Source organism: Pseudomonas sp. PVC-3-1 (genome assembly GCF_057444315.1).
The window spans coordinates 3,681,178-3,695,771 of the sequence record NZ_CM172023.1; the positions used below are offsets into that span (position 1 = coordinate 3,681,178).

The 14,594-nt window shown below is 66.1% G+C and carries 14 protein-coding genes; 8 read left to right on the forward strand and 6 right to left on the reverse strand.

All coding sequences use genetic code 11. The features are described from left to right. Positions 1–15 precede the first annotated feature (15 nt). The 3 genes from AC2T4A_RS17220 to AC2T4A_RS17230 all read left to right on the forward strand — a co-directional run bounded on the left by AC2T4A_RS17220 (position 16) and on the right by AC2T4A_RS17230 (position 3,355). Positions 16–1,359 (forward strand): APC family permease, encoded by a 1,344-nt coding sequence (locus tag AC2T4A_RS17220; protein ID WP_416752174.1) that lies wholly within the window; start codon positions 16–18, stop codon positions 1,357–1,359. A 156-nt stretch (positions 1,360–1,515) separates the two neighbouring features. Continuing rightward, positions 1,516–1,998: an Lrp/AsnC family transcriptional regulator gene (locus AC2T4A_RS17225; RefSeq protein WP_486741311.1), complete on the forward strand. Its 483-nt coding sequence runs from the start codon at positions 1,516–1,518 to the stop codon at positions 1,996–1,998. Between the two features lie 295 nt (positions 1,999–2,293). Beyond that, positions 2,294–3,355: an ornithine cyclodeaminase gene (locus tag AC2T4A_RS17230; RefSeq protein WP_486741312.1), complete on the forward strand. Its 1,062-nt coding sequence runs from the start codon at positions 2,294–2,296 to the stop codon at positions 3,353–3,355. A 3-nt stretch (positions 3,356–3,358) separates the two neighbouring features. On the opposite strand, the gene AC2T4A_RS17235 is transcribed toward AC2T4A_RS17230, so the two are convergent. Further along, the gene (locus tag AC2T4A_RS17235) at positions 3,359–4,297 is read right to left on the reverse strand and encodes a LysR substrate-binding domain-containing protein (protein ID WP_416752180.1); all 939 of its coding nucleotides are present in this window, start codon (positions 4,295–4,297) and stop codon (positions 3,359–3,361) included. Between the two features lie 158 nt (positions 4,298–4,455). On the opposite strand from AC2T4A_RS17235, the gene AC2T4A_RS17240 reads away from it, so the two are divergent. Next, a complete protein-coding gene (locus tag AC2T4A_RS17240) occupies positions 4,456–6,039 on the forward strand; it encodes a zinc-binding metallopeptidase family protein (protein WP_486741313.1) in 1,584 nt (527 codons plus the stop codon). A gap of 332 nt (positions 6,040–6,371) precedes the next feature. On the opposite strand, the gene AC2T4A_RS17245 is transcribed toward AC2T4A_RS17240, so the two are convergent. The 5 genes from AC2T4A_RS17245 to AC2T4A_RS17265 form a co-directional block, all read right to left on the reverse strand. After that, positions 6,372–6,587 carry a hypothetical protein gene (locus tag AC2T4A_RS17245; protein ID WP_486741314.1) on the reverse strand — a complete coding sequence of 72 codons (216 nt, stop codon included), beginning with the start codon at positions 6,585–6,587 and terminating at the stop codon, positions 6,372–6,374. 15 nt (positions 6,588–6,602) lie between these two features. Beyond that, on the reverse strand, positions 6,603–8,639 hold the full coding sequence (locus AC2T4A_RS17250) for a pyridoxamine 5'-phosphate oxidase family protein (protein WP_486741315.1): 2,037 nt from the start codon (positions 8,637–8,639) through the stop codon (positions 6,603–6,605). A 53-nt stretch (positions 8,640–8,692) separates the two neighbouring features. After that, positions 8,693–9,316 (reverse strand): glutathione S-transferase family protein, encoded by a 624-nt coding sequence (locus AC2T4A_RS17255; protein ID WP_486741316.1) that lies wholly within the window; start codon positions 9,314–9,316, stop codon positions 8,693–8,695. A gap of 317 nt (positions 9,317–9,633) precedes the next feature. Continuing rightward, positions 9,634–10,536, reverse strand: a complete 903-nt coding sequence (locus AC2T4A_RS17260) for a LysR family transcriptional regulator (RefSeq protein WP_486741317.1) — start codon at positions 10,534–10,536, stop codon at positions 9,634–9,636. Beyond that, positions 10,533–11,444, reverse strand: a complete 912-nt coding sequence (locus AC2T4A_RS17265) for a LysR family transcriptional regulator (RefSeq protein WP_478379196.1) — start codon at positions 11,442–11,444, stop codon at positions 10,533–10,535. The genes AC2T4A_RS17260 and AC2T4A_RS17265 overlap by 4 nt, the downstream gene beginning before the upstream one ends. 192 nt (positions 11,445–11,636) lie before the next feature. Between AC2T4A_RS17265 and AC2T4A_RS17270 the strand changes: the two genes are divergently transcribed. The 4 genes from AC2T4A_RS17270 to AC2T4A_RS17285 all read left to right on the forward strand — a co-directional run bounded on the left by AC2T4A_RS17270 (position 11,637) and on the right by AC2T4A_RS17285 (position 14,554). Continuing rightward, on the forward strand, positions 11,637–12,524 hold the full coding sequence (locus AC2T4A_RS17270) for a DMT family transporter (protein ID WP_486741318.1): 888 nt from the start codon (positions 11,637–11,639) through the stop codon (positions 12,522–12,524). A 277-nt stretch (positions 12,525–12,801) separates the two neighbouring features. Next, positions 12,802–13,551, forward strand: coding sequence for a creatininase family protein (locus AC2T4A_RS17275; RefSeq protein ID WP_486741319.1), 750 nt, complete (start codon positions 12,802–12,804; stop codon positions 13,549–13,551). Between the two features lie 173 nt (positions 13,552–13,724). Then, the gene (locus AC2T4A_RS17280) at positions 13,725–14,114 is read left to right on the forward strand and encodes a hypothetical protein (protein WP_486741320.1); all 390 of its coding nucleotides are present in this window, start codon (positions 13,725–13,727) and stop codon (positions 14,112–14,114) included. Positions 14,115–14,137: 23 nt separating this feature from the next. After that, positions 14,138–14,554, forward strand: a complete 417-nt coding sequence (locus tag AC2T4A_RS17285; protein ID WP_416752200.1) for an organic hydroperoxide resistance protein — start codon at positions 14,138–14,140, stop codon at positions 14,552–14,554. Positions 14,555–14,594: the final 40 nt, after the last annotated feature.

Genomic DNA, 14,594 nt, shown 5'->3' on the forward strand with positions numbered 1-14,594 from the left:
CAGAGGAAGTGCCCCGTGGCTATCGAACAGTTCGGATACAAGCAACAACTGCGCCGCAGCCTGACGCTCGGCGACCTGGTGATCTACGGGATGATCTTCATGATCCCGATCGCTCCCTTCGGCGTGTACGGCTGGGTTCACGCCGACGCCCACGGCATGGTGCCGATGGCCTACCTGGTGGGCATGGTGGCGATGCTCTTCACTGCGCTGAGTTACGGCGCAATGTCCCGCGCGTTTCCCATCGCCGGCTCGGTGTACTCCTATGCCCAGCGCGGCATCCATCCCAACGTCGGTTTCATCGCCGGTTGGGTCCTGCTGCTGGACTACCTGCTGATCCCGCCGCTGCTCTACGTGTTCAGCGCGCTGGCGCTGAATCACCTGTTCCCGGCAATCCCCAAGCTTGTGTTCATGCTGATCTTCCTGGTGTCCGCCACGCTCATCAACCTGCGTGGCATCACCCTGGCGGCGCGCTTCAATCTGCTGTTCCTGATTGCCGAGCTGGCGGTGCTGGCCATCTTCCTGGCGGTGGGTTACCACGCGTTGGATGGCGGGCTCGGTAATGGCCGCCTCACCCTGGAACCGCTGCTGCAACCGGATCACTTCAACCTCGGCCTGGTGATGAAGGCGGTGTCCATCGCGGTGTTGTCGTTCCTCGGCTTCGATGCGATCTCCACCCTTGCGGAGGAGGTCAAGGGCGACCCGGCCAAGCAGATCGGCCGCGCCTCGCTGATCGCGCTGTTCGTCATGGGCGCCATCTTCATCGTGCAGACCTGGCTGGCCACTGACCTTGCCGCGGGTATGACCTTCAAGTCGGCGGACACCGCCTTCTACGAGATCGCCGAAGCGGCTGGCGGCAGTTGGCTCTCCACGCTGACGGCGGTGTCTACCGCGCTGGCCTGGGGCGTGACCGTGTCGATCACGTCGCAGGCCGCCGTTTCGCGCCTGCTGTACTCCATGGCCCGCGACGGCAAGCTGCCGCGCGTACTGGCCAAGGTGCATCCGAAATACCAGACCCCGCACATCAGCCTGTACCTGGTCGGCGTGCTGTCGCTGGGCATCGGTATCTACTTCCTCGACTCGCCCGACGTGCTCACCTCGCTGGTCAACTTCGGCGCGCTGACCGGCTTTTGCCTGCTGCACCTGGCGGTGATCAATCACTACTTCATCCGCCAGAAGAGTGGCCAGGTGCTGCGTCACCTGGTGTTCCCGCTGATCGGCCTGGTGATCATCGCCTATGTGCTGTTCAGCATGAGCCGCGAGGCGCAGGAACTGGGCGCGGGCTGGATCGCCATCGGCCTGGTATACCTCGCGGTACTGAGCCGGCGCGGCAACGGCAGCGAGCTGGCGAGGGAAATCTGATGGGGTGCGCCGTGCTGTCGCAGACGGCACGGCGCGCTTTGACAGAAGGCGGGGTGTGCCCCATAAAGATCCGGGTCGGTGGCGGACAGTGTTTCCACCGACTGCTTTCGCCGGGGCAGGGAAGCCGGCACGACTGACGAATCATCGCGAAGCATCATGAGCAGGAACGATCAGGACAGTCCCTTCACCCTGGACCGCATCGACGAGGAGATCATCCGCATCCTCCGTCACCAGGGGCGCATCACCTACGGCAAGCTGTCCGCCCTGGTCCATCTCACCCCGCGTCCGTGCCAGGAGCGCGTCCGCAAGCTGGAGCGACACGGCATCATCCGTGGCTACGGCGCGCTCATCGACGAGCAGAAGATTTCCGCCGGGCTCTCGCTGCTGGTGCTGGTCGCTCTGTCCAACCAGAGTGGCCGCAGCGCGCAGAAGGCCTTCGAAGCCCGCATCATCGCCTGCCCGGAAGTGCTGCACTGCCAACTGATCAGTGGCACCTTCGACTACAGCGTGCGCATGCGCTGCCGGGACATGGAGCACTACCGCGCGCTGACCGAAACCTGGCTCAACGACGAGAGCCTGCACATCGACAAGCTGGTCGCGCACCCCGAGCTGACGTCCATCAAGGAGTCGGCCAGCTAGCGCGTTGGCATCGTCGTTTCCGTCCCTTTTCCGACCACGCTGCAGGCTCGCAGACGACCGTTCCGTGCACAGCCGAATCGGCTGTCAGGACTCCCCAATACAGCCGGATCGGCCGGCACAGACCCGCATTACAGCCGGGTTTTCAGCGGGGGCGGTGGGAAAATCGTAACGCCCCTCTCCTGAAGTGCAGACCTGTTCCAGGGCCTCTGCGACGTTGTTGTGCCCGCTGTTCGGGGGCGGTGCAGTTCGAAAACACCGACAGAAAAGTCCAATCACAACAATCGGAGGTCCCACCATGACCCGCTTCGTCGACGTCCCCACGATGTCCCAACTGGTTCAGCAGATCGGTGTCGCCCGTTTCATCGGCGAACTCGCCGACACCATCGCTCAGGACTTCGTGCGCTGGGAGTCCTTCGACAAATCCGCCCGCGTCGCCAACCATTCCGCGATCGGCGTCATCGAGCTGATGCCGGTGTCCGACACCGCCCGCTATGCCTTCAAGTACGTCAATGGCCACCCGCAGAACACCCAGCGCGGCTTGTTCACCGTGATGGCCTTCGGCGTGCTGGCCGATGTCGAGACGGGCTATCCGGTGTTGCTCTCCGAGCTGACCGTGGCCACCGCGCTGCGTACCTGCGCTACGTCGCTGATGGCCGCTCGCGCACTGGCTCGACCGAACTCCCGACGCATGGCGCTGATCGGCAACGGCGCGCAGAGCGAGTTCCAGGCGCTGGCCTTCCATCACCACCTGGGCATCGAGGAAATCGCTGTCTACGACATCGACCCGCAGGCCACTGAAAAGCTGATCCGCAACCTGTCGGAGTTCCCCAGCCTGAAGATCATCCGCGCCGGATCCACCGCCGAAGCGGTGCGCGGCGCCGACATCGTGACCACGGTGACCGCCGACAAGGCCTACGCGACCATCCTTACCCCGGAGATGATCGAGCCGGGCATGCACATCAACGGCGTGGGCGGCGATTGCCCGGGCAAGACCGAACTGCACGCCGACGTACTGCGCGCCGGCAAGGTGTTCGTCGAGTACGAACCGCAGTCGCGCGTCGAGGGCGAAATCCAGCAGATGCCGGCGGACTTCCCGGTAACCGACCTGTGGCGCGTGCTGGCCGGCCAGCTTGCCGGGCGTGACAGCGCCGAACAGGTCACCATCTTCGACTCGGTCGGCTTCGCCCTCGAGGACTACTCGGCGCTGCGCTACGTGAACGAACAGGCCAGCCGCCTGGGCCTCGGCGAGTGCATCGACCTGGTCCCCTGGAGCGAGGACGAGGACAACGATCCCAAGGACCTGTTCCGCTACACTCGTTCCGCCAAGGCGCGCAAAGGGCTGCGGCGCATCGCCTGACGTTCAGCGCGCCTCGTCGGGAATCGCCAGCGGCGGCCGGCTGAGGTCGCTGGCGCTCTGCGTGGTGGCGGCGACACGGGCCTTGAGCCACTGGCTGAAGGCCTTCACCACTGGGCGCTCGGCCTTCACCGGGTCGGTCACCAGGAAATAGCCCCGGCTGGACTGGATGGTGATGTCGAACGGGCGCACCAGCAGGCCACGGGCCAGGGCATCGCCGCTGAGCAGGTTGTCGCCGATGGCCACGCCCTGGGCAGCGATGCAGGCGGCGATGGTGCAGGGCGCGTCGGCGAACAGAACGCCGGAGCGGTGATCGATGGCGCTGGCGCCCACGGCGCCCAACCACAGGCGCCAGTCGGCGAAGTCGTTCATGTGCAGCAGCGTGTAGTGGGCCAGGTCTGCCGGTTGCTGCAGGCCACCGCGCGAGTGGATCAGGCGCGGGCTGCAGACCGGGAAGAAGTGCAGCGCCACCAGTTGCTCCACTGTCTGGTTCGGCCAGTCGCCGCTGCCGTAGGCGATGAACAGGTCGGCATCGCTGGCGCTGGTGTCCTGCGGCACGCGCGGCGTCACTACGTGCAATTGCACCTGCGGGTACTGCGCGAGGAAATCCCCCAGGTGCTGGCACAGCCAGTAGGTAGCGAAGCCGGGGTTGCAACTCACGCACAGCGGCCCGCTGACCTGCTGCTCGTCGAAGCTGCTGCCGGCCAGTTGCACCTCCGCGAGGATGCGCTGCACGTCGCGCGCATACCTTTCTCCCCGATAGGTCAGGCGAATGCCGCGCCCGGTGCGCTCGGTCAGGGCAAAGCCCAGACGCTCCTCCAGCGTGGCGAGGCGGTGGCTGACCGCGCTGCGGGTGAGGTTCAGTTCCTGCGCAGCGGCGGACACGCTGCCCAGCCGGGCCACGGCATCCAGCGCGCGCAGGGCGGTCATCGAAGGAAAGTGCATGGGCGGTCCAATTCTCGATTGGTGAAACTCTATTGGTGAAATTGTATTGGTGAAACTAACCGGACATGGGGTGGCGAAATCCTGCGCTTGTTGCAAATTTTGCTTCACCAATACTAGGCCACACGACAACAACAACAGGCAACGATGAGGAAGCCGCCATGTCGAAATTCAAGGCCTACGTCCAGCAGTGGATCGACGAGCACCGCCAGCAGTTGTCCGACTGGCACCAGGTGATCTGGCATTTCGCCGAGCCGGCGTTCCGCGAGTACAAGTCCTGCGCCTGGTACGTGGAACTGCTGCGCCGCGAAGGCTTCACGGTGGAAGAGGGCAGCGGCGGCATGCCCACCGCTTTCGTCGCCACCTTCAGCAACGGCGAAGGGCCGATCCTCGCCACTTACGCCGAATACGACGCGGTGCCGGGCAACTGCCAGGCGGCGGCGACCAGACCAATGCCGCGCGAGGGGCTGTCGAAGTACGCGCCCGGCCATACCGATCCCCATTCGGCGCTGGGCATCAGCGCCCTGGGCGGCGTGCTGGCGGCCAAGGCGGCGATGCTGGAGTTCGGTATTGCGGGGACGATCAAGTTCTTCGGCGAGCCGGCGGAAAAGCTGCGGGCCTCCAAGCCCGTGCACGCCGCCAAGGGCCACTACGACGACCTCGACGCCGCCGTCAGCTTCCACCCCACCTACATGCTGCCGCTGAACAACACCACCACCTGGGACACCCACTGCGGCATCGCCTACTCGTACATCTACACCTTCACCTGCGAAGACCCGCAGAACTGGATCGCCGCCGACCGCTACAGCCCGATCCCGCAGAACCATTTGGCCGCCCGCGCGCCAGGGGCCAACGATGCGCTGGTGCACTTCTACACGCTGAACGAAAGCCTTCGCCGCTCGACACTGCCGTTCACCGGGCTGTGGAGTTTCAACGAAGCCATCCTCACCGCCGGGCAGGCTACTGCCGACAACCTGCCGCCGCACATCTCGCAGATCCAGTACCTGCTGCGCTGCGACTCCATCGAGCAGGCCGAGACCATTTCCACGGTGATGGACAACAACGCCGCTGCCGCGGCCATGGCTACCGGTTGCCAGTGGAAGAAGACCTGGGTCTGCAAGTCCCGTGGCGGGCTGGCCAACCACGCGCTGGCGCAGGCCTGCTACGACAACCTCGCCGCCATCGGCGCGCCGACCTGGGGCGAAAAAGCCATCGCCGTGGCGCGGGAAATCCAGACCAATCTGGGGCTGGATGCGATGGATGAGCCCTTCCTGCCGGCCACCCAGGCGCTGATCGAACCCCAGGAATGCGAGCGGCAGATGCGCCTGCAGATGCCGGCCTGGCAGAAGTACCTGACCTCCGACGACTACCCCGAGTACACCTGGCACTGCCCGACCGTGCGCCTCTACGTGGCCCGGCCGATGCTCAGCGCGCCAGCCGGCTTCACCTACCCGGACTGGGTGTCCAACGCCCTGGGCGGCATCCGCGAGACCATCGACCCGATGATCGACGTGGCGTCGAAGACCATCGGCAGCACCTTGATCGAGCTGTTCACCGATGCCGATCTGCTGGCCGCGGCGACCCGCGAGTTCAATGAGCGCACTGGCGGCGGCATTGGCGGCGAACACTGGCAGGCACCGCTGCTGCCGAAGGACTTCAAGGTTCCGCACCGCTTCCGCTGGCCGGAGTACATCCGCACGGTGCGCGGCGAGGAGTGGTGGATTCCGGCGCGGGAGGACGATTGACGCTGGTTTTTTGTAGGAGCGAGCTTGCTCGCGAACCGCATTCCACCCAAGCGTCGGTGTGCGCGCCAGGTTGTTCGCGAGCAAGCTCGCTCCTACAGGTTGTGTTGTGCGCCGCCGTGAAAGAACGATCCGTCTCTGAAAGTCCGTACCTGAGACGTCCCTCTCCCTAACCCTCTCCCTGAAGGGAGAGGGGACTGGATCGGTGCAGCGTCACGCTGATGTGTCAGCTGGCACGTATAGCTCCCTCTCCCTGAAGGGATAGTGCGGGGGGAGAGGGTTGGCCCATAGCGTCGAGCTTTTCACGTAGCAGCGACCATGCTCGTGAACCGCTCCTAACCCTTGCGCCTCAGCCAGCGCACCAGCGCCACACCGAACTTCACGGTACGCGACCGCGAAGGGCAACCGGGCGTCGACAGCAGTTGCGGCAGCAGGAAACCCACTTCCGCCTCGTTCGGCCCGCAGAACCGGGTTTCGGCCGACTCGACAAACTCCTCGTTCCACCGTGGGAAGCGTTCGTTTGCGCTTTCGAAGGAATGCAGTGCGTTCATGATCGATTCGCCTCCCTAGAGGTCCAGCACCAGCGGTTGCACGCCGCCGTCGTCCTGCGCCGGGATGGCGCAGCAAATCAGTACGCTGCCGGCTTCGGGCATTTCCGCCGGCGGGTTGGGGTAATGCACCTGGCCACTGACGATCTTCGTCCGGCAGGTGCCGCAGGAGCCGCCCCGGCAACTGAAGTCGGGCGTCAGCCCGCGGGCTTCGGCCAGTTCCAGAAGGCTGCCGCTGTCGGGTTTCCAGCGCGCCTCCTTGGCGGAGCCGGCGAAGTACACCGGCACCGGCTCGGTGGCAGCGGGCGGCTGCACCAGCGTTGGTTTGCCACCGTCACCATGACGCTTGAGTGTCGACGGGCCGAAGGTTTCGGCGTGGATGCGCGTATCGGCGATGTTCAGGTCACGCAGGCCGTCATAGATCGCCTGGGTGAATTCGCCGGGGCCGCACAGGTAGAAGTCGTAGTCATCGAACGGCAGCCGCGCCTTGATCGCTTCGATATCCAGGCGCCCGACCAGTTCGAAGTCACGGCCCAGATTGGCGTCCGCTTCGGGACGACTGAGCGCGCGATGGACCTGCAGTTGCGGCGCGCGCTGGCGCAGCTCGGCGATTTCCTGCTGGAACGGCAATTGGCCAAATGTCCGCGCGGACTGGAACAGGTGGACGCGCCGCGCAGGGCCCGCCACCAGTTCGCGCAGCATCGACAGCAGCGGGGTGATGCCCACGCCTGCGCCGATCAACACGACCGGCCGCCCGCTGTCGCCCTTGAGGGTGAAGCTGCCCATGGGCGCTCGGACCTGCAGGCGGCCGCCCGCCCGAACCTGCTCGTGCAGGTGGCGGGATGCCGGTCCCTGGGCTTTCACGCTGATGCGCAGTTCGCTGTCCGACGGCGCGCTGGAAAGGCTGTAGGTGCGGATCAGCGTCTGCTCGCCGACCGCCAGGCGCACGGGCAGGTGCTGCCCCGGCGCAAAGCTCACGGCAATGCCGGCCGGCGCTTGCAGGTAGAACGAGCGGATGTCGTCGCTTTCCTGCTCCACGCGCAGCACCGGCCAGTCCTGCCATTGCTGGCGTTGTTCGCGCTCCTGCAGTTTTGCGTCGGCCTCGGCCCAGGTGCCGGTCATCAGGCTGGTCGGCGAGTACTCGCGGAAGCTCCAGCGCAGCGCCAGGGCACTCCGGCGCAGCACGACATGCTGCACCTCCAGGGTCCATAGACGTTCGGCACCTTCGAAGGCGGTCAGCAACGGGCTGTCGAAGAGGATTTCGGTGCGGCCGTGGACCTGCAGCACGTCGCCGCTGGCGAAGTCGACGAAGAGCAACCCGGCCTGCGGGTTGGCCTGCAGGTTGCCCAGGGTGTTGAAGTGCAGATTGCCGGCATAGTCCGGAATGACCAGGCGGTTGCCGTCCACCTTGACGAAGCCCGGGCGGCCGCCGCGATGGGAGACATCCACCGAGCGATCACCGTCTTCATGCTGCACGTAGCTGGCAACGAAGAAGGTGTCGGCGTTGCGGATGATCGCGGCCAGTTCATCGTTCAGCGCGCTGAAGTCCTCGCGCGGAGCGCGCTGGCTGTAGCGCTGCTCGTCGCGGCCCCATTCGCGTTTCTGGATGTACTGCGGGCAGTTGCCGAAGGAGTGCTCCACGGCCACCGTCAGCAGGCCGCCGTCGACCTCGCGGAGGACACCATTCATGCGGTTGCGCCGACGGGTGTGCAGCTCAATGCCCAGCAGGCCGATGGCCTGGCCTGCCCGCAGGCCGCTGGCGGCGGGGTCCTGGCTGTCAGGTACGCTGTCGAGCAGCAGGCTTTTGGGGTCGGGCGAGGTGACAAAGCCTTCCGCGCCTTCGAGCAGGGTCGCCCAGGGCCGGCCCTGGTCATCCACGGCACCGGCGATGATGAAGGGCAACTGGTGGTAGAACTCGCGGTGCTGGTCGGGCATGTAGTCGCGAATGACTCTCTGGCCATGGACTTCCATGCGCTCGGCGACGCCGACACGCTCCTGGATTGCCTTCTCGCCGGCGTGCCAGGGGGAGGTACGGTGTTTGGGCAACTGGAACATGACAAGCACCTCGCAGAAGGTGCCGCCGGTTCAGCCCGGCGGCAAGGGTTGCATCAGGCTTGCAGGCCGATAGCGGTGCGCTGCATCGGCACGAAGTGCGGCAGGGCCTCCACGCGGGCCAGCCAGGCGCGCAGGTTGGGGTAGTCCTGCAGGGAGACGTTGCCCTCCGGTGCATGGGAAATGTAGGCGTAGTTGGACACGTCGGCGATGGTCGCCTCGGTGCCGGCCAGGAAGGGCGTCCTGGCCAGCTCGCGTTCCATCACCTGGAACAGTGTGTGGGCACGGGTGATGACTTCCTGTGCGTTGAAGGCCGCGCCGAACACGGTGACCAGCCGTGCGGCAGCGGGACCGAAGGCGACCTGCCCAGCGGCCACCGACAGCCAGCGCTGTACGCGGGCGGCACCGAGCGGGTCTTCCGGCAGCCAGCGACCGTTACCGTATTTTTTCGCCAGGTAGATGAGGATGGCGTTGGAGTCGGCGACGATGACGCCTTCGTCATCGATCACCGGCACCTGGCCGAAGGGATTCAGGGCGAGGAAGTCAGGGTGCTTGTGCGCGCCCTTGGCGAGGTCCACCGAGATCAGCTCGGTGGGCAGTTGCAGCAGCGAGAGCATCAGCTCGATGCGATGAGCGTGGCCGGACAGCGGGTGGCGGTAGAGCTTGATGGTGTGGGACATGACGATGACTCCGTTGACTTGAGTGGGGATGCAGCGCGAGTCGGGCCGTGGTGGGTTGCTCGAGCTGATGGATGAATGCTGCGCTCGATGCGGGCTGCGCAGAATCGCCAGGGCTGGCAATCCAGCGTTTCAGAATGCGGAAGAATGGGGGCGAGAGCTGCCTGATGGCGCGCCTCATTTCAGGCCCCGTAGTGGCGATGTTCGCGAGCAAGCTCGCTCCTACAGGCCAACTCCGGTGTTTCCTTGTAGGAGCGAGCTTGCTCGCGAACCGCCCAGAGCGCAGAAGGGTGAAAGTGCGCTTCTGGACAGCGCGCGCGTCAGCCGCGCAACGCCGGATGCGCCCGCAGACGCGGCACCACGAAATCGAGGAAGGTCCGCACCCGCGCCGCGGCGCGACGGCCTTCGCGGTAGATCAGCTGCACCGGCAGGCCGGGTGCGGCGTAATCCGGCAATACCACCTGAAGTCGCCCGTCGCTCAGCTCGGCATGGGCCTCGTGGCTCATGCAACGGGTCAGGCCGAGCCCCAGGCTGGCGGCGCGGATCGCCGCGTGGGTGGTGCTGCACGTCAGACGTGGAGTCAGGCGCACAGATCGTGGTGCGTCCTGATGGCGGAAGCGCCACTCGCTGATCGCACCCTGGCTGCCGGCGACGATGATGCGATGCGCCTTGAGGTCCTCCGGCGCCCGCGGCACGCCATGGCGCGCGAGGTAGTCAGGCGACGCACAGATCACCGGCTGTACCGTGCCCACCGGCAGGGCGAAGCCGGAGGAATCGGGCAGGGCGCCAATCACCAGGGCGACGTCGATGCCATCCTCCAGCAGGCGCGGCAAGTCTTCCCGGTGCCGACTGAGCAGACGCACATCGGGAAAGGCGGCCAGGTAATCCAGGGCGATGGGCGCGAAGATACGGTCGGCCATCAGCAGCGGCAGGGACAGGCTCAGAGGCCCGGCCGGGTGCGCCTGCAAGCCGCCGAGCGAGCCTTCCGCCTCATCGATGTCCTGGAGAATCTGCCGGCAGCTGGCGGCGAAGGTTAATCCGCTGTCGTTCAACTCGACCCCGCGCGGGCCGCGCAGCAACAGATCGCAGCGCAGGCGCGACTCCAGTGCGGCGACCAGGCGCATCACCGTGGCGGTGGACAGTTCCAGCTGCCGTGCGCCTGCGGCAAGGCTGCCGGAGCGCGCCACGGCATCGAACGCCTGCATCTCCCGGTAGCGGCTCACGGCTGCGCGGCCTGCAGGGCCGGGTCGGCGCGCAGGCGCTCCGCGCAATGATTGACGAAGCTGCGGACCTTCGCCGGCAGCCGCGCGCCATCCTGGTAGAGCAGGTGAATGGGTAGCGGCGCCGTGGAGAATTCGCCCAGGACAATCTCCAACTCGCCGCGAGCCACGGCTTCGGCGGCCTGGTACGAGAGCACGCGGGTATAGCCACCGCCCAGGCGCGCGGCATGGATCGCCGCGTTGTTCGAGCTGACCACGAAGCGCGACGGCGGGCGCAGGGTCAGCGGTCCGTCAGATGTGACGAACTGCCAATCCGTGAGCAGCACACTGGTAGCGGCCATCACCACCGGCGCGTCGAGCAGGTCATTGGGGTGCTGCGGGCGACCGTGGCGGTCGAGGAAGGCGGGGGACGCGCAGACTACCGGGCGGATTTCGCCGACGCGCAATGCGCTCAGACTGCTCTCCGGCAACTGGCCGATACGCACGGCGACGTCGATGCCCTCGTCGAGCATGTTCACCACGCGGTCCACCAGCAGCGCGTTGACCGTCACCTCGGCGTGGGCGTCCAGGTAGCTGGCGATCAGCGGAATCAGGTACAGCTCGCCGAACAGCACCGGGGCCGTCACCGTCAGGTTTCCGCGCGGGCGCAGGGCGCTGCCGGAGGCCAGTTCCTCGGCTTCCTCCAGCTCCTGCAGGATGCGTCGGCAGTCCTCGACGTAACGCTGGCCAGCATCGGTCAGGCGCACGCTGCGGGTGCTGCGGGCCAGCAGCAGGGTGCCCAGGCGCTGCTCCAGCGCAGCGATGGCGCGGGTCACGCTGGGTGGCGACAGGCCCAGCTGCTTGGCGCCTGCGGCAAAGTTGCCGGCTTCGGCTACGGCCAGCAGCACCGTCATTTCCTGAAACCTGTCCATGGATCACCGTTGTGGCCTTGTGCGGGTCGCCAGACTGTAGAGGGAAGCGGCGCAGGATTGAAGTGCCGGCGGCTTGCAGGCGACATCGGCGTGCTTGTCAGCGCCCTGTGGCTTGACCGCCGCCCGGCCACTGCGGCACAAGCGCTGGAGGCGCCCGAAGCGAGGCCGCCACTTGCCCGTGAGCCTCCCACCATGACCAGCAAGACTGCGGCCGCCGCGCTGGCCGTTACCAGCAATCCGCGCCTGGGCATTGCCCTGTGCCTGCTGTCGATGCTCATCTTTGCCTGCCAGGACGGCATCACCAAGGTGCTGGTCCGTCACCTGCCAGTGAGTGAGCTGGTGATGGTGCGCTACTGGGTGTTCGTGCTGTTCGCGCTTATCGTCTGCCGCGCCCAGGGTGGCATTCGCGCCGCCTGCCGCAGTGCCAGCCCCTGGCAACAGGTGGTGCGCGCGCTGCTGGGCGTGGGCGAGATCGCCATCTTCGGGCTGGCGCTGCGTTACCTCGGACTGGCCGAGACCCACGCGCTCTACGCAGTCTTCCCGTTGATGACACTGGGCCTGGCTCGGGTGTTCCTCGGTGAGCGGATGGTGGCCAGGCAATGGCTGGCGGCAGCAGTGGGTTTCGGCGGCACGCTGTTGATCCTGCGCCCGGGCATGGGCGTGTTCGAACTCGCGGCGCTGATCCCGCTGGCGGCGGCGCTGACCTTCGCCTTCTTCAACATCCTTTCGCGACGCATCAGCCACACCGACTCCTTCGCCACCACCACGTTGTACATGGCGGTTGTCGGCGCCGTGGCGGCCACCTCCGCCGGACTTCCCGCCTGGGTCACGCCGACGCCTCACGAGGCGCTGCTGATGTCCATCGTCGCCGTTTCCGGGGTGATCGCCCAGTTGCTGCTGATCCAGGCGCTGAAGTATGCCCAGGCCTCGACGCTGCAGCCGTTCAACTACTCGCTGCTGGCCTTCGCCACGCTGATCGGCCTGTTTGTCTTTGGCGAAGCGCCGACGGCGTGGACGGTTTCTGGCGCGCTGCTGATCCTGCTGGCGGGGTTGTATTCGATCAAGCCCAAATCCCTGTAGGAGCGGACTCTGTCCGCGATTGGCTTCGCAGTGCGCCGGACATCATCGCGGACGGAGTCCGCTCCTACGCTCGCCTGGAATTCCGGCTCGGCCGGCTCGCTCATGCCGAGCCGCCGATAGACACCATGGTGCAATGTCCGCCACGGCGACGCTCATGGTGTCATTCCTGTCACGGGTAACCCGGCCAGCCGTCCGGGAGTCCCTCAGCCTGAACGTGCGCGGCCAGGCCACAGCACGCTCAACCACCCAGGTGAATCCGTCGAATCGCGAGGTCTCCATGCTCCTACCCCTGTGCACCTGGTCCGAAATCGAGCAGTTCCTTGGCCGCAGCCGGACCATCGTCATTCCCATCGGCTCCAACGAGCAGCACGGTCCCATCGGCCTGCTGGGGACCGATTGGATGTGCCCGGAAATCATCGCCCATGAGGCGCAGAAGTCGGCGGATATCCTGATTGCGCCGACCTTCAACATCGGCATGGCGCAGCACCACCTGGGCTTCCCCGGCACCATCACGCTGCGCCCCTCGACCTTTATCGACGCCATCTGCGACTGGGTGAGTTCCCTGGCCGCCCATGGCTTCGAGAAGATCCTCTTCCTCAATGGTCACGGCGGCAACGTCGCTTCCATCGAGGCGGCATTCTCCGAACTCTACGCCCAGGCCAGCTTCGCCCGACGCCCGGCGGGGTTCGCCCTGAAGCTATGCAACTGGTGGGACCTGGAAGGTGTCGGCGAGCTGGCCAACCGGCAGTTCCCCAAGGGCCATGGCATCCACGCGACGCCTTCGGAGATCGCCGTCACCCAGTGGGCCTATCCGCAGCACATCAAGTCCGCCGAGTACTCGCCGCCAATCGCCAACTGGGGCCCGATCCGCGAGGCCGCGGATTTCCGCGCGCGCCATCCCGACGGGCGCATGGGCTCCGATCCGGGCCTGGCCTCGCCTGAGAAAGGTCGTGAGCTGGTGATGCTGGCGGCCCAGGGACTGGTGCAGGCGGTCGAGGCTTTCAGCGCCGAGCCATCGCCTTACTGAGCATCATCGACCGTCATCCGCCCCACCGGAAACCCGAGCCTCGCTCGGGTTTCTGCTTTTGACGGGTGCAAGGCGCGGCCAGCTAACAAGAGCTAACAGCAGATAACTCGCCTGATTGCGCCGGCCTTGCCACGCTGGCAGCCAAGTGTCATTGGCTAATCAGGGAGGCCTCCATGACCCAGCATCATGGCTGCATGAATCTGGCGGGGCGGCGCAGCAATGCGGAGTTCGGCGCGCTGATCCTCGGTTCCGGTGAGCTCGGCGAGGCGGCATTGCGTCAGCTTTACATGGCCGTACTGCCCCTGCTCATTGCCTTCTTCGAGGGGCAGGCGCAGGCCGGTCGAATCGGCCTGCAGGATGTGGGCGAGTTGCTGCGCGCCACCTTGCGCCAGGTGGATCGGCAGCGCGCCGGCTACGACGCCCTCGTTCCCTTTCGCGCATGGCTGCTGGAGCTGGCCCGGCACGAGCTGAGTGCCCACCGCAATGTGGCGCAGGTCGTGGCCTCTGCCGAGCGAGAGACAAAAAAGCCGGCGCGGCGCAGGCGTACCGCCGCAGCCCACTGAACCCACGTTTTCAGGAAGTCCCGATGCAGTCGATCGAGAAGGTTCTCTACACCGCCCGCGTGCATACCCGTGGCGGCCGTGATGGCGAAGCGCGCAGTGATGATGGCCGGTTGCACGTCCGGTTGACGCCGCCGGGGGCGCCGGGAGAGGGCAGCAATCCCGAGCAACTGTTCGCCGCTGGCTGGTCGGCCTGTTTCATCGGTGCACTGCGCCATGCCGCCAACGCGCGCAAGCTGGAGTTTCCGGTGGAGACGACGGTGGATGCGGAAGTTGAGCTGATGCACGGCGAGAACGGTTTCTTCCTGCGCGCACACCTGGTCATCCAGTTGCCGGGCCTGGACCCCGAGCTGGCGCAGCGGCTGGTGGATGCCGCGCAGCAGAGCTGCCCCTACTCGAAAGCGTTGCGGGGCAACGTCGCGGTAACCCTGAGCCTGCGCTGAAGTAGCCTCCGCTGGCCATATAGCGTGACAGCCCTCATAA

What these genes read in the sequence shown, in the direction of transcription:
- AC2T4A_RS17265 (WP_478379196.1), bottom strand. Translation starts at nt 11,444, where the DNA reads ATGGACAGGTTTCAGGAAATGACGGTGCTGCTGGCCGTAGCCGAAGCC.
- AC2T4A_RS17240 (WP_486741313.1), top strand. Translation starts at nt 4,456, where the DNA reads ATGTCGAAATTCAAGGCCTACGTCCAGCAGTGGATCGACGAGCACCGC.
- AC2T4A_RS17280 (WP_486741320.1), top strand. Translation starts at nt 13,725, where the DNA reads ATGACCCAGCATCATGGCTGCATGAATCTGGCGGGGCGGCGCAGCAAT.
- AC2T4A_RS17275 (WP_486741319.1), top strand. Translation starts at nt 12,802, where the DNA reads ATGCTCCTACCCCTGTGCACCTGGTCCGAAATCGAGCAGTTCCTTGGC.
- AC2T4A_RS17270 (WP_486741318.1), top strand. Translation starts at nt 11,637, where the DNA reads ATGACCAGCAAGACTGCGGCCGCCGCGCTGGCCGTTACCAGCAATCCG.
- AC2T4A_RS17245 (WP_486741314.1), bottom strand. Translation starts at nt 6,587, where the DNA reads ATGAACGCACTGCATTCCTTCGAAAGCGCAAACGAACGCTTCCCACGG.
- AC2T4A_RS17230 (WP_486741312.1), top strand. Translation starts at nt 2,294, where the DNA reads ATGACCCGCTTCGTCGACGTCCCCACGATGTCCCAACTGGTTCAGCAG.
- AC2T4A_RS17255 (WP_486741316.1), bottom strand. Translation starts at nt 9,316, where the DNA reads ATGTCCCACACCATCAAGCTCTACCGCCACCCGCTGTCCGGCCACGCT.
- AC2T4A_RS17225 (WP_486741311.1), top strand. Translation starts at nt 1,516, where the DNA reads ATGAGCAGGAACGATCAGGACAGTCCCTTCACCCTGGACCGCATCGAC.
- AC2T4A_RS17235 (WP_416752180.1), bottom strand. Translation starts at nt 4,297, where the DNA reads ATGCACTTTCCTTCGATGACCGCCCTGCGCGCGCTGGATGCCGTGGCC.
- AC2T4A_RS17250 (WP_486741315.1), bottom strand. Translation starts at nt 8,639, where the DNA reads ATGTTCCAGTTGCCCAAACACCGTACCTCCCCCTGGCACGCCGGCGAG.
- AC2T4A_RS17285 (WP_416752200.1), top strand. Translation starts at nt 14,138, where the DNA reads ATGCAGTCGATCGAGAAGGTTCTCTACACCGCCCGCGTGCATACCCGT.